Raw genomic sequence first — 24,277 nt, forward strand, 5'->3', positions numbered from 1 at the left:
CTCGAGCCGGGTGGGGGACTACTGACCGCCGAAGCCGCTCGTCGCGACTCCCTTGACGATCTGCTTCTGGAAGATCATGAACACGATGATGAGCGGCAGCGCCGCGAGCACGGCCTGCGCCATGACCTGGGCGTACTGCACGCCGTAGGCGCTGATCACGGTCTGCAGTCCGACCGGCAGCGTCATCAGCGTCGTGTCGTTGATCACGAGGAACGGCCAGAGGAAGTTGTTCCACGCGCTGATGAACACGAAGATCGCGACCGAGGCCATGATCGGACGGGAGAGCGGCAGCACGATCGACCAGAAGATCCGGAACCGGCCGGCGCCGTCGACGCGCGCCGCGTCTTCCAGCTCGATCGGGATGGCGTCGAAGAACCGCTTCAGGATGAACACCATCGCGGGTGCCACGACCTGCGGCAGGATCAGACCCCAGTAGGTGTCGACCATGTTGAACGCGAGCATCTCGTAGAACAGGGGGATGATCAGCACCTGCGGCGGCACGACGATCGAGGCGATGATCACCACGAACAGCCACTTGCGGCCGGTGAAGTCCAGGCGTGAGAAGGCGTAGGCCGCGAGAGCCGAGATCGCCAGGGTGATCACGGTGATCGCCACGGAGGTGAGCAGGCTGTTCAGCGCCCAGGTGTAGACGTTGCCCTGCGAGAGGATCGCGGTGAACGCCTCGATGGTGGGTCCGCTCGCGCCGATCCAGCCGGGGTCGCCGGATGCGGCATCCGTCTCGGTCTTGAACGCGGTCGCGACCGCCCAGAGGAACGGCAGCAGCCAGCCGATGGCGAGGAGCAGCAGCACGACGAAGGCGGTGATGCGGAGCGGTCCGAACGGCTTCTGCCCGGGCAGGTGCGAGCGCCGGGGGCGACGCGACGACGCCGTCGTGATCGTCTCGGTGGCGGTGGATGCGAGGGGGGAGGCGGTGGCGGTGGACATCAGAACTGCTCCTTCCGGCGGCGCGTGATCAGGGCCTGCGCGACGCCGAGGATGACGATGAGGGCGAAGAAGACGTAGGAGATGGCGGCCGAGTAGCCGAACCGGTAGCTGACGAAACCGGCCTCGTAGATGTACTGCACGATCGAGCGGGTGGTGTCGCTCGCGACCCCGCCGAGCATCTGGTACGCCTGGTCGAACAGCTTCAGCGAGGCGAGGATCTGCAGGATCAGGATGAGCACCGTCGCCGGTCCCAGCTGCGGGAGCGTGATCGACCAGAACTGGCGCCAGGCGCCGGCGCCGTCGAGGGACGCGGCCTCGTACTGCTGCGGCGGGATGTTCTGCATGGCCGCGAGGTAGAGCAGGAAGTTGAAGCCGACCGTCCACCAGACGGTGGCGATCACGATCGACAGCATGTTGGTCTCGGGGTTCTGCAGCCACGCGAGCGGCTCGAGCCCGAAGAACTCCAGGATGTTGTTGGCCGCGCCGACCTGGGGGTTGAAGATCCAGACCCAGATCTGCGAGATCACGGTGGAGGCGAGCAGGAACGGCATGAAGAACGACAGGCGCCAGAGCCACTGGCCGGGGATGCCGCGGTCGACGAGGGCCGCCATCGCGAGGGCGATCACGACGAGGGGCACCGTGGAGAGCAGTGTGAACCAGACGGTGTTGCCCATCGACTGCCACATCTTCGGGTCGACGAACGCCTCGGCGTAGTTGGCGAATCCGATGAACGAGCCGCCGGCCCCGGTGAGGGACTGGTCGGTGAAGCTGAGGATGAATCCGTGGATGATCGGCCAGACCAGGAACAGCGCGAAGGCCACGAGGAACGGTGCGAGGAAGACCCAGCTGATGAGCTGCTCGCGGTTGCGGGAGCCGGCGCGGCGACCGCGCGGGGTGGTGCGCGACCCGGTGACGATCGTGCGGGTGGAGTCGGTGGCGGAGGTCATGATCCGAACGTCCCTTCGGGGTCTGCCGGGTTCGGCTGTCGGAGCAGGGCGTTCACCCGTGCCTCGAAGCGGTCGATCGCGGCCGCCGGGTCGTCGCCCGAGAGCAGCACGTTCTGCACGGCGGCACCGAACTCGGCCTGGAAGTTGGAGCCCGAGCCGGTGAACCACGCGGTCGGGTCGTATACGACGTGCTGCGCTGCCTCGGCGTAGTTCGCCTGGGGGATGAGGTCGGCGTACTCGGGGGATTCGGTCACGGGGAGGAAAGCGGGGATGTGGCCGGCCTCGGCCCAGCCGAAGGAGTTCTTCAGCATGTCGGCCACGAACTCGTAGGTGAGATCGCGCCGCACAGGGTCGGCACTGGACTGGTGCGGGAGGACGAAGGAGTGCGAGTCGGCGTAGACAGCCGGGGTGCCGTAGAGCGTCGGGATCATGGTCGCGTCGAACGGGATGCCGGCGGCCTGCATGGTGCGCAGCTCCCAGACTCCGGTGAAGAGCATGCCGCTCTTGCCGGTGGCGAACTCGGCGATCGCGCTGCCGTAGTCGTTCTGGGCGGCCGCGATCTCGCCGTCGAGCAGTGTCTGCATGAGCGTGAGCGATTCGACCGCGACGTCTTTGTCGATCACGGCCGGGCCGCCGGCGGGCAGTTCCATGGCGCCGCCGTGCTGCGAGTAGAAGGTGTAGAACAGGCGCCACATCTGCGCGCCGTCGCCGAGGTAGCCGTAGGAGAGGGCGTGACCGGAGGCGGTGCCGCTCACGGTGCGCAGCTGCTCGAGGAACTCCTCGGGCGAGCTCGTCTCCTGCAGCTTCCCGTCGGAGTCGAGGACGCCGGCGGCATCGCACACGTCGGTGTTGAACATCATCACGAAGGGGTGGGCGTCGAGTGCGACGCTGTACATGTCGTCACCCACGAAGCCCTTCTCCCAGATCGGCTTCGGGAAGGTCGAGCTGTCGACGCCGAGCTCGGCGAGGCGGTCCAGGTCCCAGGCGTCGAGCAGGCCGCCGGGCGCCCAGCCGACCGTGCGCGTCGCGTGCATGATGGCGACGTCGGGGGCGCGGCCGCCGGCGCCCGCCATCGCGAGCTTCGTGTAATACGGGGTGCCCCAGGCGAGCACGGTCGGGCGGATGCGGAACGCGGACTGCGCGCCGTTGACCTCATCGAGCAGCGACGACATCGTCACGCCGTCGCCGCCGGAGAGCAGGTGCCAGAACTGCAGGGTCTGCGGGCCGGAGCCGGGGGTCGTGCCGGGCGCGCAACCGGCGAGCAGCGCCGTGCCGGCGGCGAGCGAGGCGGCGGTGAGGAACTGCCGGCGGGACAGATCGAGTGGGGGTGTCATCGTCACTCCTTCGTGACTGTGCGGGGGTCGCCTCATCATTACATCGATGTAATCGACCGCGCAAGCATCAGATCAGCGCCCGGGTGTACACGGGTGTCAGGGACGGTAGCCGCGCGGGCGACCCTGCGTGCTCGCGCGCTCCAGCAGGTGATGCGAGAGGGTGAGGGCGCGCGGGGGAGCTGCCCGGTCGTCCATGCGGGATTCGAGCAGACCGAGCGCGGCGATCGCGAATGCCTGCCGATCGAACGCGACCGAGGTCAGCGCCGGCGAGGTGTACCGCGAGAACTCGACGTCGTCGAAACCGGTCACGATCACGTCGTCGGGCACGCGGATGCCGTTGTCGTGCAGCGTGTGCAGCGCCCCGAGCGCGAGCGAATCCGTGAACGCGACGATCGCGTCGAAGGACACGCGACGGTCGAGCAGCATGCGCACGGCATCCGCACCACCGCCCATCGACCACGGCAGCCGATTGATCTCGAGGGCCGGGTCCCGGGGGATGCCCGCTTCGCGCAGCGCATCGTGCACACCCTCGAGGCGCAGACGGCTGGTGGCCGTGGCGATCGACGGATCATCGTCGGCACCGACCACCGCGACACGGGTCGCGCCCTGGGAGAGAACATGGCGGGTGGCGTCGGCGGCGGCCTGCCGACTGTCGATGCGCACGTGATCGGCCCGGTTCTGCTCGACCTCGCCGATCACGACGAGCGGCGGGAGGCGGTCGGCGTACTTCAGCACGCTGTCCTCGAGGCGGATCGGGTTCAGGATCAGGCCGTCCACCAGGTGCGCCCGCGCGCGGGACACCAGCTCCTTCTCGCGCTCGGGCTCGGATGCCGTCTCCTCGATCTGCACGGCGAGACCCCGCTCGTGCGCGGCCTCGACGATGCGGTGCACGAGCTCGGCCGAGAAGGCGGTGGCGAGGTCGGGGAGGGCGACGGCGATGATCCCGGAGCGTCCCTTGCGCAGCCCCCTGGCGCTGAGGTTGGGCACGAAGTCGAGCTGCGCCATCGCCGACTCGACCTTGGCCCGTGTGCTGTCGTTGACGGGAACAGTGCCGGTGACCACGTTCGAGACGGTCTTCGTCGACACCCCGGCGAGGGCCGCGACGTCCTTCATCGTGGCGCGGGGCGGCGGCTGCGCTGTCATCCGGTCAGCCTAGCGTCGAGGCCGGGAGCGGGCCCAGTACATCGATGTAGTCAGCGCCGCCCTGGCTATCATGGCGCCATGACCACCGAACGCAACTGGGCAGGCAACCTCACGTACCGGGCCTCGACGATCGCGCACCCGGAGACGGTCGGCGAACTCGGTGCTCTGCTCGGCCAGGGCGGGCCGGTGCGCTTCCTCGGGTCGCGGCACTGCTTCAACGACATCGCCGATACCGACGGTGTGCTCATCGCGCTCGACCGTCTGCCCGCGGTGTTCGAGGTGAACACGAACCGCACGGCCGTGAAGGTCGCAGGCGCTGCCCGCTACGGCGACATCGCGCCGCTGCTCGAGGCCGAGGGGCTCGCGCTCGCCAACCTCGCCTCGCTGCCGCACATCTCGATCGCGGGGGCGGTCGCCACCGGGACGCACGGCTCGGGCGACTCGATCGGCTCGCTCGCGAGTGCGGTCCGCGGCCTCACGATCCTCACGCCCGCGGGCGAGACGCGCACGCTCGAGCGCGGCGACGCCGACTTCGACGGTGCGGTCGTGAGCCTCGGCGCGCTCGGGGCCGTGCTCGACGTGACGCTCGACGTCGAGCCGACGTACGAGGTCGCCCAGCACGTGTTCGAGCGGCCGGACTGGGATGCCGTGCTCGCCGACTTCGACGATGTGACCTCGATCGGCACCAGCGTGAGCCTGTTCTCGACCTGGGAGCGCACCGACTTCGTCGACCAGATCTGGGTCAAGCAGCGGCAGCCCGAGGCGCGCGAGGCCGCGCGGGAGTCGCTGTTCGAGAAGCTCGGCGCGGTGCCGGCCGTGAGCAAGCGGCATCCGATCCTCGGCGTCGACCCGGTCGCGTGCACCGAGCAGCTCGGGGTCGCCGGTCCGTGGTTCGAGCGGCTTGCGCACTTCAAGCTCGAGTTCACGCCGTCGGCCGGCGCCGAGATCCAGAGCGAGTACCTCGTGCCCCGCGCCGATGCGGTCGCCGCGATCCAGGCCGTGCGTACCCTCGCCGGGCAGATCGCGCCGCTGCTGCTCGTGAACGAGATCCGCACCGTGCGCGCGGACGACCTGTGGCTCAGCTCGTCGAACGGGACGGATGCCGTCGGCCTCCACTTCACCTGGAAGCCCGACGAAGCCGCGGTCCGCGCCCTGCTCCCGACGATCGAGGCCGCGCTGCCCGAGACCGCCCGTCCGCACTGGGGCAAGGTGTTCACGCTCGACGGTGCCGAGGTGCGCTCGCGGTATTCGCGGTGGGACGACTTCGCCGCGCTCGCCGCCCGCTACGACCCCGAGCGCCGCCTGGTGAACCCGTACCTGGAGCGGTTGGGGCTGTAGCCGAGGCAGCGGTCGGGATCCCGGATCGGCGACCAATCGGGGAAGAAGTCTTGTGTTCCGGAATCTGTTACCGGTAACATCACTCCAGTGGTGATCATCACACACGGCCCGCCGGGCCCGCCGGACTTGCTCTGCGCGCGGCTCCGGCTTCTCAACGAGGAGAGTGCATGAACAGCGTCGCCGGTCCCCATCTCTGCCGACACGTGCATCGCGCTGCACGCCGTCGCCCGGCGCGCGGATCCCGGCAGAGGCAGCCCCGACAGCCGCGCTGAGCGCACCCGGGGACGCCGGGCCTCCCTCCTGCAGACGTCGTGCGACGGGACGCACCCCCACTCGCAGAGCGTCGTGCGCGGTGTCCGGTGCGCCCGCGGCCGTGCGTCCTGAACCCATCGACCCCACAAGGGGACCGAAGCCCGTCCCGTGGCGATCCACCTCGTCGGGCGTTCGGTCGCAACCACTTTCGCCTGAGGTCACCATCCTCGACGGCCTCCTCCCGTGAGGGGGCCGCCATCGGAGCGCGCCCGCGCGCCCTCGAGCGAACCGATCCACAAGGAGAACACCAGTGAAATCACGTCCCAGATCCACCGATCGGCACCGCAGCCGATCCGTATCGCGCCCCGCAGCGCTGCTGGGGGTCGCCGCCCTCATCGCCTCGTCGGTGACCGCCGTGGGGCTGCCGGTGGCGGCCTTCGCCGCGCCGACGGACATCATCGAGAATGGCACCTTCGAGAGCGGGGTGTCGGGATGGACCGCTCCCCTGGGCGGCACGCTGAGTACGAGCACCGATGCTCGCACCGGTGCGAAGGCCCTCGCGATCGGTGATCGTTCCAGCTTCCAGTCCGGTCCCACCGCCACGGTGACCGGACTGCTGAAGACCGATCAGTCCTACGACCTCTCGCTCTCGCTGAAGTTCGATGCCGGCCGTGCCACCCAGAACTTCAACGTCGTGCTGTGCACCTCGACGCGAAGCCGCTGCGACGTCGTGGCCTCCACCACGGCGACGGCGGGCGAGTGGTCCACGGTCGAGAAGACGTTCACGCCGCTGTCGGCCGACTACGACATCATGTTCGTCGAGACGCCCTGGAGCACCGACGTGCAGTCGTTCGTGATCGACGACGTCTCGCTGACGACCGACGACGGGGCCCCCGCGGTCACCGAGCCGCCGGCGGTGCCGGGCAACCTCCTGCCGGACGGTCGGTTCGTCTCCGACCTGACGGGCTGGACCAACACCCGCGGCGGCACGCTGAGCCTCAGCGACGACGCGGCGAGCGGCGCGCACTCCCTGAAGGTCACCGGCCGGGAGAACACCCAGTCCGGTCCGTTCGCGAGCGTCGCGGACAAGATCGAGCTCGGCGCCTCCTACCGGCTCACCGGCACGCTCAAGTACGACGAGGGCAACGCCACCCAGCAGTTCAACTTCACGTTCTGCCCCACGAACTTCAACGGCTGCGCCGACTACGGGCACACCTTCACGAAGGGTGAATGGGGCACGTTCTCGCAGGAGTTCACGGCAGAGGCCAAGCACGTCGCCGCGGGCTGGCTGTTCGTGGAGACTCCGTGGGGTTCCGATGCCCTGCAGGACTTCTCGGTCGACGAGCTCTCGCTCGTCAAGATCGCGGATGCTCCGGAGGTCCCCGCCTTCACCAGCCTGGAGAAGGTGCAGACCAAGCCGATCGGCGACCACAACCCGCTCGTCGGGCACAAGTTCGGCGCCGACCCGCACCACCTCGTCTACAACGGTCGTCTCTACATCTACTCGACCGATGACACCCAGCAGTACGACCTGAACAGCAAGGACGAGAACGGTCTGCCGACGCAGTCGAACGGCTACGGCGGCATCACCCGGCTCAACGTGATGTCCACGACCGACATGGTCAACTGGGTCGATCACGGCGCGGTGCCGATCGCTCGCGAAGGCGGTGCCGCCCCGTGGGCGCGCAACTCCTGGGCTCCGGCCGCGATCGAGAAGGACGGCAAGGTCTACCTCTACTTCTGCGACAGCGGAACCGGCACGGCAGTCGTCGTCGGCGGCTCGCCACTGGGCCCCTGGGAAGACCCGCTGGGCAAGAAGATCATCCCCGACACGGTGTCGCGCGACTACATCGCCGAAGGCGGGTTCCCCGCAGGCATGTGGCTCTTCGACCCGGAGGTCTTCATCGACGACGACGGACAGGGATACCTGTACTTCGGCGGCAACTCGCAGATCGGCACCTCGCCGAACGTGCAGGGACCGCAGAACCCGAAGTCGACCCGTGTCGTGAAGCTGCAAGATGACATGGTCACCCTCGACGGCGACCCGGTCGAGATCGACGCCCCCGGCATGTTCGAAGCGTCGAGCATGTTCAAGCGCGACGGCAAGTACTACTACTCGTACTCGTCGAACTTCCAGGTGAACGAGGCGCCGGGGCTGTACCCGTCGCGCGGTGCGATCGCGTACATGATGACCGATGACCCGATGAAGCTCGGCTCCTCGGAGTACGCGGGTGTGGCATTCCAGAACCAGGGCACGTTCTTCGGAGCGGGCAACGGCGGCAACAACCACTCCGACACGTTCACGTACAAGGGCGAGACCTACTTCACCTACCACGCGCAGACGCGCGGGGCGGCGTGGGCGGCGGCTCTCGGCACCCCCGGTGCGACGCAGGGCTACCGGTCGGTGCACATCGACAAGCTCGAGTTCAACGTGGACGGCACCATCAAGCCGGTGGTCGGGACCAAGGCCGGCGTGGAGCAGGTCGAGAGCTTCGACCCGTACCGCACCTTCGAGGCGGAGACCCTGGCCTGGCAGCTGGGCATCACCACGACCAAGACGGATGCCGCCTCGGTCGAGTTCCCCGAGCACAACGGCTCAGGGAACATGGTGCTCTCGGGCGTCGATGACGGGGACTTCTCCGGCATCTCCGGTGTCGACTTCGGCTCCGGCGCACAGAAGGTGTCCGCGAAGGTGAAGCCGCTGGTCGCCGGCAGCAGCATCCAGGTGCGTCTGGACGACGTCGACGGCCCCGTCGTGGCGGAGATCCCCGTCGACGGCACGGTCGGAGAGTGGACCACGGTCGAGGCCGATGTCACCGGTGCCACGGGCGAGCACGACGTGTTCTTCGTCTTCGCCGGTGCCGAGGGCACGGATGCCGAGACCGACCTGTTCGAGGTCGACAACTGGGCGTTCACCGCGATCGACGACAGCCCCGGCGCCGAGCTGAGTGCACAGCTGTCGGTCTCGACGGTCGCCGCGGGCGGCAAGGTCACCGTGACCGCCACCGGCGTGACGGCCGACGAGGTCGAGATCGGTATCGAGAGCACCTACCGTGCACTCGCGACCGCGACGACGGCGGATGGCCGGATCGAGGCGACGGTGACGGTCCCCGCCGACACGACGGCGGGTGCGCACCACATCGTGCTGCGTGACGGTGAGACGGAGCTCGCGCGGCTGCCGCTCACGGTCACCAGGGAGAGCACGGGCGGCGGCACCGACGGCGGTACCGACGGCGGCACCGACGGTGGTCCCTCCACCGGGGGTGGAACCGGAGGTACAGACGGCTCCCTCGCGAACACCGGTGGCGATGCGAGTGCGTCGCTGACGGCGGCGTGGATCGGTGCGCTGCTGCTGGCGCTCGGATCCGCCTTCTGGATGCTGCGTCGTCGAGGCCGTTCGGTCATGGAGACCGAGACGGAATGAGGTGAGGTCGCCGCCTCCGGGCGGTGACCGGCCTCTCCCGGCCCGCCTCGTCCTGCTGCCCCCGCAGCAGGACGAGGCGGGCTTTCGCGCACTATCGTTGTACCGTTCGCGGTCATCGTGCGAGGGGGGGGGGCTTCATGACCACCGATTCCGCATCTGCCGCCGGGGCTCGCAAGCCGAGCATCTATGACGTGGCGGAGCGTGCGGGAGTCTCGCACATGACGGTGTCGCGCGTGCTCAACGGTCACCCGAACATCCGCGCGTCCACCCGAGACAAGGTGATGACCGCGATCGACGAGATGCACTTCACCCGCAGCTCGATAGCGCGCGCCCTCGCGACCAACCGGGCGATGCGGATCGGCGTGATCGTCGACAACCCGGGCTTCTACGGACCGAGCAGTGTCCTGCGGGCGATCGAGGTCGCCGCCCGGCAGAGCGGCTACGCCGTGAGCAGCTTCTCGGTGGGTGATGCCGACGGTCGCCGGGTCGATGCGGGTGTCGTCGAACTCGTCACTCAGGGCGTCGACGCTCTGTGCGTGATCGCGCCGCGTGCCTCTTCGCTCGATCTGTTGCGCCGGCAGGCGATCGCGGTGCCCACCCTGGTCGTCAAGGAAGAGCCCGACGGGCAGATGCACACGGCATCGGTCGACCAGCGAGCAGGGGCGACGGCGGCGGTGCGTCATCTGATCGACCTCGGGCATCGCACGATCCTGCATATCGCCGGCCCGCCCGACTGGTTCGATGCGAAGGCGCGGACCGAGGCCTGGCAGGCGGCGCTCGAGGCGGAGGGGTTACCGGTCGTGCCACCGCTCATCGGCGATTGGTCCTCCGATTCCGGATACGCCTTCGGCCGCGAGCTCGAGCTCGGAGAGGCGACGGCGGTGTTCGTCGCCAACGACCAGATGGCGCTCGGGCTCATGCACGGGCTGGCGGAGCGCCGCATCCGCGTGCCGGAGGACGTGAGCGTGGTCGGGTTCGACGACGTGCCGGACGCTCGGCACTACCAGCCTCCGCTGACCACGGTGCGTCAGCACTTCGCCCTGCTGGGCGAGGTCGTCATCGGCGAGCTGCTCGCCGCGATCGAGGGCGAGCAGATCGAGGCGCGCGAGCTGATCCAGCCCGAACTCCGCGTCCGCGCCTCGACCGCCGCGCCGCGGGACTGACCTCCCGGCGCGTGCCGGAGCGCGCGCGTCAGACGAGCGGGCCTCGCCGACGTGCGCGGTGGGGTCCGGTGCGCCGCACCGCTCGATTGCACGGCTGAGGCTGTTCTCGGTAACATCTCTGCAGGCGGGACCGACGGAGGTGCTCATGGCCAGCCTCGGCTCCGACAAACCCGGTCTCCGCCACGTGGCGGATCTCGCCGGCGTCTCGCATATGACCGTGTCTCGGGTGCTCAACGACCATCCGAACATCAAGCCGGACACTCGTCGGCGCGTGCTCGAGGCGATCGAAGAGCTCGACTATCGGCCGAACATGGTGGCCAGGGCGCTCGCGACCCAGCGCACGCACCGTATCGGCGTGATCATCGAAAGTGCCGTGTCGTTCGGGCCCACCAGCATCCTCCGCGCCGTCGAGATGGCCGCGCGCACCTCGGGCTACTCGGTCAGCGCCGTCGCCCTGCATGAGGGTGACACCCTGTCGCCGCAGGATGCGGCCGACAACCTCACCACCCAGGGTGTCGACGCGTTGTGTGTGATCGCTCCCCGGTCGTCGTCGGTCGCGGCGCTCCGGCGCATCTCGCTGAACGTGCCCATGCTCGTCGTCAAGGCGGATGCCGATCCCACCTTCCTCACGGTGTCGGTCGATCAGCACGCGGGCACCTCGCTGGTGGTCGATCACCTGGTCGCCCTCGGGCATCGTGACATCCTCCACATCGCGGGTCCTCTCGACTGGCTCGACGCCAGAGCCCGGGAACGCGCATTCCACACCAGGGCCAAGTCCTGGGGCATCCGCGAGCGTCCGATCGTGGTGGGCGACTGGACCGCCGACTTCACCTACGACTTCGCGAAAGGACTCACCCGGCTGCCGGACTACACGGCTGTGTTCGTCGCGAACGACGACATGGCGATCGGTCTCATCCACGGCCTGCACGACCGGGGATTCGAGGTTCCGAAGGACCTCAGCGTGGTCGGCTTCGACGATGTGCCGCTCGCGCGCCACTTCCTGCCGCCGCTGACCACGGTCAGACAGGACTTCGCCGCTCTCGGCGCCGCCGTCGTCGAGATGCTCCGCGCGGCTCTCGAAGAGCGCGAGCTGCCGCAGCTGACCCGCATCCCGACCGAACTCGTCGCCCGCGGCTCCAGTGCCGCTCCCCGGCTGGTGCGCTGATGGCACCGCACGCTCACACCCCGATCGTCGAACTCACCGGCATCCGCGTCGAGTTCTCCGATGTCGTCGCGCTCGACGACATCGACTTCCGGCTGTTCCCCGGCGAGGTGCACGCGCTGATGGGCGAGAACGGCGCCGGCAAGTCGACACTGATCGGCGTGATCACCGGAACGCGCACCCCGGTCGCCGGAACCGTCGTCGTGGCGGGGGAGGAGCGCCGGTTCTCGGGCGTCGCCGATGCGAGGGCGGCCGGCATAGCGACGGTGTTCCAGGAGGGTCAGCTCGGTCCGACACTGAGCGTGGCGGAGAACGTCATGCTCGGACGGGAACGACGCGGACGCTTCGGCATCGATTGGAAGCGCACGAGGGCGGACGCTGCGGACGCGCTGTCTCGACTCGGTCTGGACGACATGGATCCGCGGACGCCGATGACGATGCTGTCGCCCGCCCAGAAGCAGCTGGTCGCGCTCGCACGCTCGATGGTCGACGATCCGCGGATCCTCGTCCTCGACGAGCCGACGTCGAGCCTGGACCGTGCCGAGGTCGATCTGCTGATGCGGGTGATCAGAGGGCTGCGCGACCGCGGAGTCGCGATCCTGTTCGTCTCGCATTTCCTCGAGCAGGCCTTCTCGATCAGCGACCGGATGACGGTGCTGCGCGGCGGGCGTCGGATCGCCGAGACCCCTACGCGCGAGCTCGAGCGCGCCGACCTCATCTCGCAGATGCTGGGCAAGGACCTCGAGGCGCTGCGCGCGCTCGGTTCCGAGCGCAAGGCGCATCACTACGCGGCCGATGGAGAACCCGCGCTGCGGGCGACGGGTGTCGGTCGCCGCGGGGAACTGGATCCGACCGACATCGACGTGTATCGGGGAGAGATCGTCGGGCTCGCGGGACTTCGCGGTTCCGGGCGCACCGAGCTGGCCTCGCTGCTGGGCGGGTCGGTCCGTGCGGACAGCGGTCAGCTCAGGGTCGACGGCGAACGCGTGCAGCTGCGGAGTCCCTCGGCTGCGCTCAAGAGCCGTATCGCGATGTCGGTCGAGAACAGGAGAACGGACGGCATCATCGCCGACCTCAGTGCGCGCGAGAACATCGTGCTCTCCCTGCAGGCGCTGCGGGGATGGACGAGACCGTTGTCGCCGTCGGAGATCGCGGCGCTCGCCGAAACGTACATCGAGACGCTGCACCTCGACCCGGCCGATCTCGGGAGACCCGCAGGTCACCTCTCCGGGGGCACGCAGCAGAAGCTGCTGCTGGCGCGCGCGCTGGCGACCAGACCGCACGTGCTGATCCTCGACGAGCCCACCCGCGGCATCGACATCGCGGCGAAGCTCGACATCCAGCGACGGATCAGCCAGCTCGCCGGGGATGGGGTCGGAGTGGTCTTCATCTCTTCTGAGCTCGAGGAGGTCGTGCGCCTCAGCGACCGGATCGTCGTGCTCAAAGACCGCGACAAGATCGGCGAGCTCAGCAACGGCCCCGCGGTGACGGTCGACAGCGTCGTGGAGCTGATCGCCGCGGAACTGGATCCGCTGGACGACTGAGATGTGTCCGGTAACAACGAATTCATCACGAACCGTCCCCGAATCATCAGAAGTGCTTGTGTTCCGAAAATTGTTCCCGGTAACATGAACCGCGCGACGCCCTCCAGGTGTCCCGTCATCACATCCGGACCGGCACGGTCCACCCCCGGGAAACGACCCGGAATCTCGAGGAGGAGATCAAATGTCTGCAATGAAGCGCACTCGTACAGTTCTGGGGTTCGTCGCCGTCGGCGCGCTCGCACTCGGCCTGGCCGCATGCTCGAGCGGAGGAAACGACGACGCCGGTGACTCCGGCGACTCGGGCGAGCTCACCACTGTCGGCTTCGTCGCCGTCGGCCCTGAGGGTGCATGGCGCCAGGCGAACGAGAGCAACATCCAGGACACGTTCACGAAAGAGGCCGGCTACAACCTGAAGTACGCGCCCGCCACGAACCTCGACCAGAAGTCGCAGATCGACGCGTTCACGTCGTTCGTCGACGAGGACGTCGACGTGATCCTCCTGTCGGCGACCGAGGCCAGCGGCTGGGAGGACTCCCTCAAGCTCGCCCAGGAGGCAGAGATCCCGGTGATCCTGCTCGACCGCGGTATCGAGCCCGATGACACCAGCATGTACGTCACCCGCATCGCTCCCGACAACATCGAGGTCGCCAAGGAGGTCGGGACCTGGGCCGCGGCCGAGTTCCCCGACGGCGGCAACTACGTCGTCCTCGAGGGTCCCGCCGGTGTCGGCGTCGTGAACGAGCGCAACCAGGGCTTCGACGAGGGCCTTGAGGGCTCCACGCTGAAGAAGGTCGACGCGCAGACGGCCAACTGGTCGGCCGAAGAGGGCAAGAGCGTCTTCGAGACCATGCTCAAGGCCAACAACAACGACATCCAGTTCGTCTTCGCCCAGAACGACGAGATGGGTCTCGGCGCAGCCCAGGCCGCAGAGGAAGCCGGTCTGGTCATCGGCACCGACGTGAAGATCGCCACGATCGACGGCACCAAGAACGCGATGCAGGCGCTCGCCGACGGTCAGCTCAGCTACGTGCACGAGTACAACCCGCTGTTCGGTGAGACCGCACTCGAGGTCGTCGAGAAGGCTCTCGCCGGCGACTCGGTCGAGTCCTACATCATCGTTCCGAGCGAGGCATTCGACTCGGCGGATGCGGCCAAGGCCGTTCTGGCGGACCGCAAGTACTGAGCATCACCCCGTGATCTCGGGGGTGGCGCCGACCGCGCCGCCCCCGAGACCGGATAGACGGAGAGACAACGATGAACGAAGAACTGCCCATCGTCGAGATGCGCGGGATCACCATCGAATTCCCCGGAGTGAAGGCGCTCGACGGAGTCGACTTCCGCCTCTTCCAGGGTGAGGTGCACGCTCTCATGGGCGAGAACGGCGCGGGCAAGTCGACGCTGATCAAAGCCCTCACCGGTGTCTACCGCATCGACTCCGGATCGATCGTCGTCGCCGGTCAGGAGCGCAGCTTCGGCGGCACGAGCGACGCGCAGGCCGCCGGGATATCGACCGTCTACCAGGAGGTGAACCTCGCCCCCAACCTCAGCATCGGTGAGAACGTCATGCTCGGGCACGAGGTGCGCGGAGTCCTCGGTGTCAACTGGCGAGCCACGCATCGCGCCGCCACCGAGGCGCTCGCCCGGCTCGGCCTGGACCACCTCGACACCCACCAGCCACTCTCGACGCTCTCGATCGCGATGCAGCAGCTCGTCGCGATCAGCCGGGCCATGGCGATCAAGGCCAAGGTACTCATCCTCGACGAGCCGACTTCCAGCCTCGACGCGGCAGAGGTCGAAGGCCTCTTCACCGTGATGCGCACCCTGCGCGACCAGGGCGTCGCGATCCTCTTCGTCTCGCACTTCCTCGATCAGATCTATGCGATCAGCGATCGTCTCACCGTCCTGCGCAACGGGAAGTACGAGGGGGAGTATCTCACCCGTGACCTCGACAGGCATGCCCTCATCTCCCGGATGATCGGCAAGGACCTCGACACACTGAAGTCGCTCGGCGGCAACCGTCGCACCACCCCGCGCGACGCCGACGAGGCGACCTTCCTCTCGGCATCCGGCATCTCCCGCGCCGGCGCCGTGCACGCCACCGACCTCGACATCCGGCCAGGAGAGGTCGTCGGCTTCGCCGGACTCCTCGGCTCCGGGCGCACCGAGCTCGCGCGTCTGCTCTACGGTGCGGACCGCAGCGAGTCCGGCCAGATCACCGTCAAGGGGCGCAAGGTCGACCTCTCGTCGCCGTCCGCCGCCCTCGCACAGCGCATCGCGTTCTCGACCGAGAACCGTCGGGACGAGGGCATCATCGGCGATCTCACGATCCGCGAGAACATGATCCTCGCCGTCCAGGCCAAGCGCGGCTGGGCACGGCCGATGCCGCGCAAGGAGCAGGACGCGATCGTCGACAAGTACATCGCGGCTCTCAACGTGCGCCCCGCCGATCCGGAACGGATGATCAAGAACCTCTCGGGCGGCAATCAGCAGAAAGTGCTCCTCGGACGCTGGCTCGCGACGGAGCCGGAGCTGCTGATCCTGGATGAGCCCACCCGAGGTATCGATGTCGGTGCGAAGGCCGAGATCCAGGAGGCCGTCGCGGAACTCGCCGACCAGGGGGTCGCCGTGGTCTTCGTCTCGTCCGAGCTCGAAGAGGTCGTGCGCCTCTCCGAGCGGATCGTCGTCCTGAAGGACCACAGCAAGATCGGTGAGATCCTGAACGGCCCCGATGTGACCGCGCAGGAGATCGTCGACGTGATCGCCGCCCACGGAGTGGAGGCCGCGGCCACCACTCTCGAGGAGGAACTCGACGCGATCGAGGTCGCCCATGTCGCACCGGTCGCCGCTTCCGATGTGCAACCCGAAACCCTCGAGGGGGAGACCCGATGAGCGCATCCGCTCGTGCGTCCGTGTGGCGTGACCTGATCCGCAAGCCGTTCTTCTGGGGGATCGTCGCGATCGTCGCGCTGCTCGCCCTGAACGTGCTCAAGGATCCGACCTATCTCGCGATCTCGATCAACCCGAACAACGGCAACCTCGTCGGCAACCTGGTCGACATCCTCCGCCAGGCGGCACCCATCATGATGATCGCGATCGGCATGTCACTCGTGATCGCGACCGGCGGCATCGACCTCTCGGTCGGCTCGCTGATGGCTGTCGCCGGAGCCGTGTCGATGGAGTTCCTCGCCGCGGCCGGCGATTCCGGATCGGTCGGTGTCGCCCTCGCCGCCGTCGGTCTCGCGCTGCTCGTCACCGCCATCCTCGGCGCGGTGAACGGCATCCTCGTCGCCTACGTCGGCCTCCAACCCTTCATCGCCACACTCGTGCTGATGCTCGCCGGGCGGGGTATCGCCAAGGTCATCACCGGAGGCCAGAACACGGCTGCGTCGAGCGATCCGTTCCGCTGGATCGCGAACGGCTTCGTCATCGGCATCCCCGTGGTGTTCATCCTCGCCGTGGCGATCGTCCTGGTCGTCGCGTGGGTGGTGCGCCGCAGCGCCCTCGGTCTCATGATCGAGGCGATCGGCATCAACCCGAAGGCGAGCCGGATGGCCGGAATCAAGCCGAAGGGTCTGCTGCTGACGACCTACGTGCTCAGCGGCATCCTCGCGGGCATCGCCGGGGTGATGTCGGTCGGCAGCGTCATGACGGTCGACATCTCCCGCACCGGTTACCAGCTCGAGCTGGACGCGATCCTCGCCGTCGTCATCGGCGGCGCCTCGCTCGCCGGTGGCAAGTTCTCGCTCAGCGGCGCCTTCGTCGGTGCTCTCCTGATCGCGACCCTCGACAAGACCGTGCTGTTCCTCGGCGTCTCGTCGTCGGCCACCCCGGCGTTCAAGGCGATCGTGATCGTCGCCATCTGCCTGCTGCAGTCCGAGCGGGTGCGCAGCTGGTTCCAACGTCGCAAGAAGGCGCAGACGCCCTCACCGCGAGTCGAGATCGTGAAGGAGGCTGCAGCATGAGCGTCATCGCCGCCGCACCAGTCCAGAGTGCCGGCCCGAGTTTCGTCGATCGGATCCGCCGACAGCTCACGTCGAATCCGTCGGTCGTCCCGACAATCGCCTCGGTGATCATCTTCGTCGGCATGATCGTCTACGGCGAGATCGCCTACGGGAAGATCGTGCAGGCGAGCACGCTGTCGAACCTGCTCATCAACAACGCGCACCTCATCGTGCTCGCGGTCGCTCTCACCTTCGTCATCCTCACGGGCGGCATCGACTTGTCGGTCGGCTCGGTCATCGCGGTCTCGTCGGTCGCGGGGGTCATGCTCTCGAACGCCGGGTGGAATCCGTTCGTCGTGATCGTGCTCATGATCGGCATCGGCGGGCTCTTCGGCCTCGTCTCCGGCGTGCTGATCCGGTACTTCAACGTGCAGCCGTTCATCGCGACTCTCGCCATGATGTTCCTCGGACGCGGCCTCGCCTCCCTGCTGAGCACCAAGCCGGAGCAGCTCCCGGCGGATTCGCCGATCCGCCTGATCGCCGAGAAGATCAAGATCATCGACGGACCGAAGGTGAACGACCTCGTCATCACCCCGGCAGTGATCATCGCGATCGTCGTCGTGCTCGTCGCCTTCTTCGTGCTGCACCGCACCCGCACAGGGCGCACCGTCTACGCGATCGGCGGATCCGAGAACTCCGCGCTGCTGATGGGTCTCCCCGTGGCGCGCACCAAGGTTCTCGTCTACGTGATCAGCGGATCGCTCGCCGGCCTCGCCGCCGTGCTCTACACCGCCCGGCTCGGCACCGCCCAGAACATCACCGGCATCGGCTGGGAGCTCGACGCGATCGCGGCGGCCGTGATCGGCGGAACCGTGCTGACCGGGGCCTATGGCTACGTGCTCGGCTCGGTCGTCGGAGCGCTGGTGCTCGGTCTCATGACCGTGCTCATCACGCGCGACGGCGGCATTCCGCCGGAGATGACGACCATCATCACCGGCGGCATCCTGCTCGTCTTCGTGCTGCTGCAGCGCGCGGTCACCCGAAAACGGGAGTAGCCCCGAGACGCGTGGTGTGACGCCGGGCCGGCCTCCGGCCCGGCGTCACACGTGGTCGCGCCAGGAGTGCTGCGGGTCGTAGCCGAGGATCCGGCGTGCGCGGTCGATCGACAGCAGCGTCTCGTTCGGGCCGACCTCTCGGCGCTTCGGCACGTCGGGGAAGACCTCGGCGAGAAGCTCGTCGTTAGGGCGTGACATCACGGTGTCGGCTGCCGCGATGATGAACCGGTCGAATCCCGGCGCTGCGACCTCGAGCGACCGCTGCACCGCCTGGGCGCCGTCGCGGGCGTCGATGTAGCCCCACAGGTTCCACTTGCGCCCGAGGGCGTCGGCGTCGAACGAGGGGAACTCGGCGTAGTCCTCGGGGACCATCACGTTCGAGAACCGCAACGCCGTGATCGACAGGTCGGGGTGCCAGCGCACGAGCTCGGTCGCGAGCTGCTCCTCGAGCGTCTTCACGAGCGAGTAGACGGATTCGGGGCGCGCGGGATAGTCCTCGTCGACCGGCACGTAGGGCGGCGGCACGTCGAACGGCAGCCCCAGCACCGTCTCGCTCGACGCGTACACGATGCGTCGGATGCCGAGGCGCACGGCCGCCCAGAACACGTTGAACGTGGCCGGCATGTTGTTGTGGAAGGTCGCGACGTCGGTGCGGATGCCGGGGGCCGGGATGGCCCCGAGGTGCACCACCGCGTCGATGCCGTCGTGCCTGTCGCCGACCGCCGTGAACGCGTCGACGACCTGCCCGTAGTCGGTCAGGTCGACCTGCACGAAGTCGGAGCCGCGGGTGCCGGTGAGGTCCATGCCGATGACGTCGTAGCCGTTCGCGCGGAGTTCGCGGGCGACGACGCGGCCGAGCTTGCCGGACGAGCCGGTGAGAGCGATGCGCATGTCACCAGAGTGGCACGGCGGCGGGCGGAGTGGACCGGGCGTCGTACACTCGTCGGCGTGAGTGACACGAGCAGCGGCCGCAGCCGATCCATCGGCGTCCGCGACGTCGCCGCCCGCGCCGGCGTGTCCCGGCAGACCGTGTCGAGGGTGCTGAACGACCACCCCGACGTCGCCACCGACACCAAGGAACGCGTGCTCGCCGCGATGGCCGAGCTCGGCTACCGCATGAACAACGCCGCCCGCGCGCTCGGCACCCGGCGCTCCCGGACGCTCGGTGTGCTGGCCTCGGATGCGCTGCAGTACGGGCCCTCGCGCAGCCTCGCCGCGCTGGAGGCTTCGGCCCGCGAGGCCGGGTACTGGGTGAGCGCGGCCTTCGCGGATGCGGCGGATGTCGCGGCTGTCGTCGCGGCGGTCGACCACCTCGTCGTGCAGGGGGTGGAGGGGATCGTCGTCGTCGCCCCGCACGCCCAGACGCTGGAGGCGCTCGCCGCGCTGCGCATCGACGTGCCGGTCGTGACACTGCACTCCGCCGGACTCGGCGCGACCGGGCTGTCGGTGGATCAGGCGGCGGGTGCACGGTTGGCGGTCGCCGCGCTCGCCGATGCCGGACACACCCGCATCGCGCATCTCGCGGGACCTGCGGACTGGCTCGAGGCGGAGTCGCGCGTCGAGGGTTTCGCCGCGGAACTCGCTGCTCGCGGCTTGACGCCGGGCCCCGTGATCGCGGGGGACTGGTCGGCCGGATCGGGGTACGCGGCGGTCGAGGCGGTTCGCGACTCCGGGGTCACGGCGGTGTTCGCGGCGAACGATCAGATGGCGCTCGGGCTGCTGAGCGCCCTGCACGAGGCGGGGCTCACGGTTCCGGGCGACGTCAGCGTGGTCGGGTTCGACGATGCCCCGGATGCCGCGTACTACTGGCCGCCGCTCACCACCGTGCGGCAGGACTTCGAGGAGCTCGCGCGTCGGGCGGTCGCCGCCGCGATCGGCGGAACCGCGACCGCGGCATCCGCTCTCGCCCCCGTGGCGCCGGTGCTGGTCTCCCGCGCCTCCGTCGCCCCGCCCCGCTGACCGCCGCCCGCTCCCCGTCCGTTTCCCGCCCGTTCCCCGCCCGTTCCCCGTCGCCGAGTGCACGGCCTGTTGTCGAGTGCACGGCTTGCTGGCGTGAACTTCCGGTGCGCTCGGCAGCTTCCCGTGCACTCGGCGAGAGGGGGCGGGGCAGGGGGCGAGCCTTGACGGGCCGAGCGCTCCCGTGACAGACTTCTGTGACCGGTCACAGTGGCCGGATGCGAACCCAGAGGCAGCTGTGAGCGACGACGCCCCCACCTTCGAACCCGACATCGAGCACGCGATCGCGGCCGTCCGCGCGGATGTCGCCCGTCTGCACGGCGAACTGGTCCGCTACGGACTGGTCGCCTGGACCGGCGGCAACATCTCGGGCCGCGTGCCCGGCGCCGACCTCTTCGTGATCAAGCCCAGCGGTGTGAGCTACGACGACCTCACGCCGGAGAACATGATCCTGTGCGACCTCGACGGGAACATCATCCCCGGCACGCCCGGCAGTGACCGCTCACCGTCGAGCGACACCGCAGCGCACGCGTACGTCTACCGGCACATGCCGACCGTCGGCGGGGTCGTGCACACGCACTCGACCTACGCCGTCGCGTGGGCGGCGCGGGGCGAGGAGATCCCCTGCGTCATCACCGCGATGGCCGACGAGTTCGGTGGGCCCGTCCCGATCGGCCCCTTCGCGATCATCGGCGACGACTCGATCGGCCGTGGCATCGTCGAGACGCTGAGCGGTCACCGCTCCCGGGCGGTGCTCATGCAGAACCACGGTCCGTTCACGATCGGCGCGGATGCGGAGGACGCCGTGAAGGCCGCCGTCATGGTCGAGGACGTCGCCCGCACGGTGCACCTCGCCCGCGAGGCCGGACCGCTCATCCCGATTCCGCAGGCCGCGATCGACAGCCTGTTCGACCGATATCAGAACGTCTACGGCCAGTCCGAGGACACCCGCCGATGAGTGCGCTCGACGACATCCGCGAGGGGCGTACGAGCCTCGGCATCGAGCTGGGCTCGACCCGCATCAAGGCCTGCCTGATCGGCTCCGACGCGACCGAGGTCCTCGCCACGGGCTCGTACTCGTGGGAGAACCGCCTCGAAGACGGCCGCTGGACCTATGCGATCGACGAGGTGTGGCGCGGCCTCCAGGCGGCGTACGCGGCTCTGGTCGACGATGCGCAGGAGCGCCACGGCATCCGTCCCGACACGTTCGGCGCCATCGGGGTCTCGGCGATGATGCACGGCTACCTGGCGTTCGACGCGTCCGGCGAGCTGCTCGTGCCGTTCCGCACCTGGCGCAACACCAGCACCGGCGCGGCCTCCGCCGAGCTGGGCGAGCTGTTCGGCGTGAACATCCCGCTGCGCTGGTCGATCGCGCACCTGCACCAGGCCGTGCTCGACGCCGAGCCGCATCTCGCCCGGATCGCGAGCGTGAACACCCTCGCCGGCTACGTGCACCACCGCCTCACCGGCGAGCGGGTGCTCGGGGTCGGCGACGCCTCGGGCATGTTCCCGATCGACGCCGCGACCGGTGACTACGACGAGCGGATGCTGCACGCCTACGACACGCTCGCCGGCGAGCGTCTGCCCGCACCGGCGGCTCAGCTCCTGCCGAGCGTGCTCCCCGCGGGGGCCGCGGCCGGCACCCTCACTGTCGACGGCGCGGCCCTCCTCGACCCGAGCGGCGCACTGCGCCCCGGCATCCCGCTGTGCCCACCCGAGGGTGATGCGGGAACGGGCATGGTCGCGACGAACTCCGTCGCCCCGCGCACCGGCAACGTGAGCGCGGGCACGAGCATCTTCGCGATGGTCGTGCTGGAGCATCCGCTGGCCGAGGTGCACCACGAGCTCGACCTCGTGACCACGCCGTCGGGCGACGCCGTGGCCATGGTGCACTGCAACAACGGCGCCAGCGAGCTCGCGGCCTGGGCGGGTCTGTTCACGCGCTTCGCCGAAGCCGCCGGTCAGCCGATCGACGACGATGCCGCGTTCGACGTCCTGTTCTGCGAGGCGCTCGAGGGCGAAGCGGATGCCGGTGGCCTCCTCGCCTACAACCACCTCGCCGGCGAGCCGATCGCCGGCCTGATCGAGGGGCGTCCGCTGTTCGTGCGCACCCCCGACAGCGCGCTCACGCTCGCGAACTTCATGCGCTCCCAGGTCTACGGCGTGTTCGGCACGCTCGCGCTCGGCATGCAGGTGCTCGCGGCGGAGGGTGTGCAGCTCGACCGGATGTTCGCGCACGGAGGCATGTTCCGCACGGTCGGGGTCGCCCAGCGCTTCCTCGCCGGTGCGCTCGATGCTCCGGTCGCCGTCGGTGAGCTCGCCGCCGAGGGTGGCGCGTGGGGCATCGCCGTGCTCGCCTCGTACCTCGCCCATGTCGAAGACCTCTCGCTGGCGGACTACCTCGACCAGCGGGTGTTCGCCACGGCATCCCTCAGCACCGCCGACCCCGACCCGACGGATGTCGCCGGGTTCTCCGCCTATCTCGACCGCTACCGAGCGGGCCTGGCCATCGAGGCCGCCGCCGTCGAATCCCTGTAAGGACCGTTCATGACCCGCACTCCGCTCACCACCTCCCTCGACGGCTACGAGGTCTGGTTCCTCACCGGCAGCCAGCACCTCTACGGTCCCGAGACGCTCGCGCAGGTCGCGGCGCAGTCGCAGGAGATCGCGCGACTGCTCGACGAGTCGCCCGAGGTTCCGGTCCGGATCGTCTGGAAGCCGGTGCTGACGGATGCCGCGGCCATCAAGCGCACCGCACTGGAGGCTAACGCCGACGACCGCGTGATCGGGCTCGTGGCGTGGATGCACACGTTCAGCCCGGCCAAGATGTGGATCGCCGGACTCGACGCGCTGCAGAAGCCGCTCGCGCACCTGCACACGCAGGCCAACGTCGAGCTGCCCTGGGCCGACATCGACTTCGACTTCATGAACCTGAACCAGGCGGCGCACGGCGACCGCGAGTTCGGGTACATCCAGACGCGCCTGGGTGTGCCGCGCAAGACCATCGTCGGGCATGCGTCCGACCCGCGTCTGCGCCGTGAGCTCGGCACCTGGCAGCGGGCGGCGGCCGGACTCGCGGCCTCCCGCGACCTGAAGCTCGCGCGCTTCGGCGACAACATGCGCTTCGTCGCGGTGACCGAGGGCGACAAGACCGAGGCCGAGCTGCGGTTCGGCGTGCAGGTGAACACGTGGGGCGTGAACGAGCTGGCAGAAGCTGTGGCCGCGGCATCCGCCTCCGACATCGACGCGCTCGTCGCCGAGTACGAAGAGCTGTACGAGGTCGTGCCCGAGCTGCGGAAGGGTGGCGAGCGGCACGAGTCGCTGCGTGACGGTGCGGCGATCGAGATCGGGCTGCGGTCGTTCCTCGAGGAGGGAGGCTTCGGCGCGTTCACGACCTCGTTCGAAGACCTCGGTGCGCTGAAGCAGCTGCCGGGCCTCGCGGTGCAGCGGCTGATGGCCGAGGGCTACGGCTTCGGTGCCGAGGGTGACTGGAAGACCGCCGTGCTCGTGCGCATCGCGAACGTGATGGGTGCGGGTCTGCCCGGCGGCGCGAGCCTGATGGAGGACTACACCTACGACATGACTCCGGGCGACGAGCTGATCCTCGGTGCGCACATGCTCGAGGTCTCCCCGTCGCTGACCTCCGCGAAGCCCACGCTCGAGATCCACCCGCTCGGCATCGGCGGCAAGGACGACCCGGTGCGCCTGGTCTTCACGGCCGATCCCGGCCCCGCCGTCGTGGTGGCGCTCAGCGACATGCGCGACCGGTTCCGCCTCACCGCGAACGTGGTCGAGAACGTGCCGCCGCGGGCCGCGCTGCCGAAGCTCCCCGTCGGACGGGCGGTCTGGAAGCCGCAGCCCGACTTCACCACCAGCGCCGCCGCCTGGCTCACCGCCGGTGCTGCCCACCACACGGTCATGTCGACCGCGGTCGGGATCGAGGCGTTCCGCGACTTCGCCGAGATGGCCGAGGTCGAGCTGCTCGTGATCGACGACACCACCACGCTGCCCGAGTTCCAGAAGCAGGTCCGCTGGAACCAGGCCTACTACCGGCTGGCTCAGGGCCTGTGACG

18 protein-coding genes are annotated in these 24,277 nt (G+C 68.9%); 13 read left to right on the forward strand and 5 right to left on the reverse strand.

Annotated elements, in window-relative coordinates; all coding sequences use genetic code 11:
- Positions 1-18 precede the first annotated feature (18 nt).
- The 4 genes from ACIOTO_RS08555 to ACIOTO_RS08570 all read right to left on the reverse strand — a co-directional run bounded on the left by ACIOTO_RS08555 (position 19) and on the right by ACIOTO_RS08570 (position 4,369).
- Positions 19-945 (reverse strand): carbohydrate ABC transporter permease, encoded by a 927-nt coding sequence (locus tag ACIOTO_RS08555; RefSeq protein ID WP_029264408.1) that lies wholly within the window; start codon positions 943-945, stop codon positions 19-21.
- Positions 945-1,892, reverse strand: coding sequence for a carbohydrate ABC transporter permease (locus tag ACIOTO_RS08560; protein ID WP_029264409.1), 948 nt, complete (start codon positions 1,890-1,892; stop codon positions 945-947). The genes ACIOTO_RS08555 and ACIOTO_RS08560 overlap by 1 nt, the downstream gene beginning before the upstream one ends.
- Entirely contained in the window at positions 1,889-3,226 is a 1,338-nt protein-coding gene (locus tag ACIOTO_RS08565) for an extracellular solute-binding protein (RefSeq protein ID WP_400857435.1), read from the reverse strand. Before ACIOTO_RS08565 ends, ACIOTO_RS08560 begins: the two co-directional genes overlap by 4 nt.
- Before the next feature lie 96 nt (positions 3,227-3,322).
- The gene (locus ACIOTO_RS08570) at positions 3,323-4,369 is read right to left on the reverse strand and encodes a LacI family DNA-binding transcriptional regulator (protein ID WP_400857436.1); all 1,047 of its coding nucleotides are present in this window, start codon (positions 4,367-4,369) and stop codon (positions 3,323-3,325) included.
- 78 nt (positions 4,370-4,447) lie between these two features.
- Between ACIOTO_RS08570 and ACIOTO_RS08575 the strand changes: the two genes are divergently transcribed.
- From ACIOTO_RS08575 to ACIOTO_RS08615, 9 genes are all read left to right on the forward strand, one after another.
- Complete coding sequence (locus ACIOTO_RS08575; protein ID WP_400857437.1) at positions 4,448-5,707, forward strand: D-arabinono-1,4-lactone oxidase; 1,260 nt, start codon at positions 4,448-4,450, stop codon at positions 5,705-5,707.
- A gap of 562 nt (positions 5,708-6,269) precedes the next feature.
- Positions 6,270-9,383 (forward strand): carbohydrate binding domain-containing protein, encoded by a 3,114-nt coding sequence (locus ACIOTO_RS08580; protein ID WP_400857438.1) that lies wholly within the window; start codon positions 6,270-6,272, stop codon positions 9,381-9,383.
- A 137-nt stretch (positions 9,384-9,520) separates the two neighbouring features.
- Entirely contained in the window at positions 9,521-10,546 is a 1,026-nt protein-coding gene (locus tag ACIOTO_RS08585; RefSeq protein ID WP_400857439.1) for a LacI family DNA-binding transcriptional regulator, read from the forward strand.
- A 145-nt stretch (positions 10,547-10,691) separates the two neighbouring features.
- Positions 10,692-11,711 (forward strand): LacI family DNA-binding transcriptional regulator, encoded by a 1,020-nt coding sequence (locus ACIOTO_RS08590; protein ID WP_400857441.1) that lies wholly within the window; start codon positions 10,692-10,694, stop codon positions 11,709-11,711.
- The gene (locus ACIOTO_RS08595; protein WP_091032089.1) at positions 11,711-13,252 is read left to right on the forward strand and encodes a sugar ABC transporter ATP-binding protein; all 1,542 of its coding nucleotides are present in this window, start codon (positions 11,711-11,713) and stop codon (positions 13,250-13,252) included. The genes ACIOTO_RS08590 and ACIOTO_RS08595 overlap by 1 nt, the downstream gene beginning before the upstream one ends.
- A gap of 181 nt (positions 13,253-13,433) precedes the next feature.
- The gene (locus tag ACIOTO_RS08600; RefSeq protein ID WP_400857442.1) at positions 13,434-14,435 is read left to right on the forward strand and encodes a substrate-binding domain-containing protein; all 1,002 of its coding nucleotides are present in this window, start codon (positions 13,434-13,436) and stop codon (positions 14,433-14,435) included.
- Positions 14,436-14,506: 71 nt separating this feature from the next.
- Positions 14,507-16,141 (forward strand): sugar ABC transporter ATP-binding protein, encoded by a 1,635-nt coding sequence (locus tag ACIOTO_RS08605; protein ID WP_091032083.1) that lies wholly within the window; start codon positions 14,507-14,509, stop codon positions 16,139-16,141.
- Complete coding sequence (locus ACIOTO_RS08610) at positions 16,138-17,214, forward strand: ABC transporter permease (RefSeq protein WP_400857444.1); 1,077 nt, start codon at positions 16,138-16,140, stop codon at positions 17,212-17,214. The genes ACIOTO_RS08605 and ACIOTO_RS08610 overlap by 4 nt, the downstream gene beginning before the upstream one ends.
- The gene (locus ACIOTO_RS08615; protein ID WP_215069341.1) at positions 17,211-18,248 is read left to right on the forward strand and encodes an ABC transporter permease; all 1,038 of its coding nucleotides are present in this window, start codon (positions 17,211-17,213) and stop codon (positions 18,246-18,248) included. Before ACIOTO_RS08610 ends, ACIOTO_RS08615 begins: the two co-directional genes overlap by 4 nt.
- Positions 18,249-18,293: 45 nt before the next feature.
- Here the strand turns inward: ACIOTO_RS08615 and ACIOTO_RS08620 are convergent, their stop codons facing one another.
- The gene (locus ACIOTO_RS08620) at positions 18,294-19,139 is read right to left on the reverse strand and encodes an NAD-dependent epimerase/dehydratase family protein (RefSeq protein ID WP_400857445.1); all 846 of its coding nucleotides are present in this window, start codon (positions 19,137-19,139) and stop codon (positions 18,294-18,296) included.
- Positions 19,140-19,196: 57 nt separating this feature from the next.
- Here ACIOTO_RS08620 and ACIOTO_RS08625 point away from each other — a divergent pair, with 57 nt between their 5' ends.
- The 4 genes from ACIOTO_RS08625 (at position 19,197) to araA (ending at position 24,275) form a co-directional block, all read left to right on the forward strand.
- Positions 19,197-20,207: a LacI family DNA-binding transcriptional regulator gene (locus tag ACIOTO_RS08625; protein WP_400857446.1), complete on the forward strand. Its 1,011-nt coding sequence runs from the start codon at positions 19,197-19,199 to the stop codon at positions 20,205-20,207.
- A gap of 235 nt (positions 20,208-20,442) precedes the next feature.
- Complete coding sequence (locus ACIOTO_RS08630; RefSeq protein ID WP_400857447.1) at positions 20,443-21,162, forward strand: L-ribulose-5-phosphate 4-epimerase; 720 nt, start codon at positions 20,443-20,445, stop codon at positions 21,160-21,162.
- A complete protein-coding gene (locus tag ACIOTO_RS08635; RefSeq protein ID WP_400857448.1) occupies positions 21,159-22,742 on the forward strand; it encodes a xylulokinase in 1,584 nt (527 codons plus the stop codon). The genes ACIOTO_RS08630 and ACIOTO_RS08635 overlap by 4 nt, the downstream gene beginning before the upstream one ends.
- A gap of 9 nt (positions 22,743-22,751) precedes the next feature.
- Positions 22,752-24,275 (forward strand): L-arabinose isomerase, encoded by a 1,524-nt coding sequence (gene araA / locus ACIOTO_RS08640; protein WP_400857449.1) that lies wholly within the window; start codon positions 22,752-22,754, stop codon positions 24,273-24,275.
- Positions 24,276-24,277: the final 2 nt, after the last annotated feature.

This window comes from Microbacterium sp. NPDC087592, assembly GCF_044743585.1.
Classification (GTDB): Bacteria; Actinomycetota; Actinomycetes; order Actinomycetales; family Microbacteriaceae; genus Microbacterium.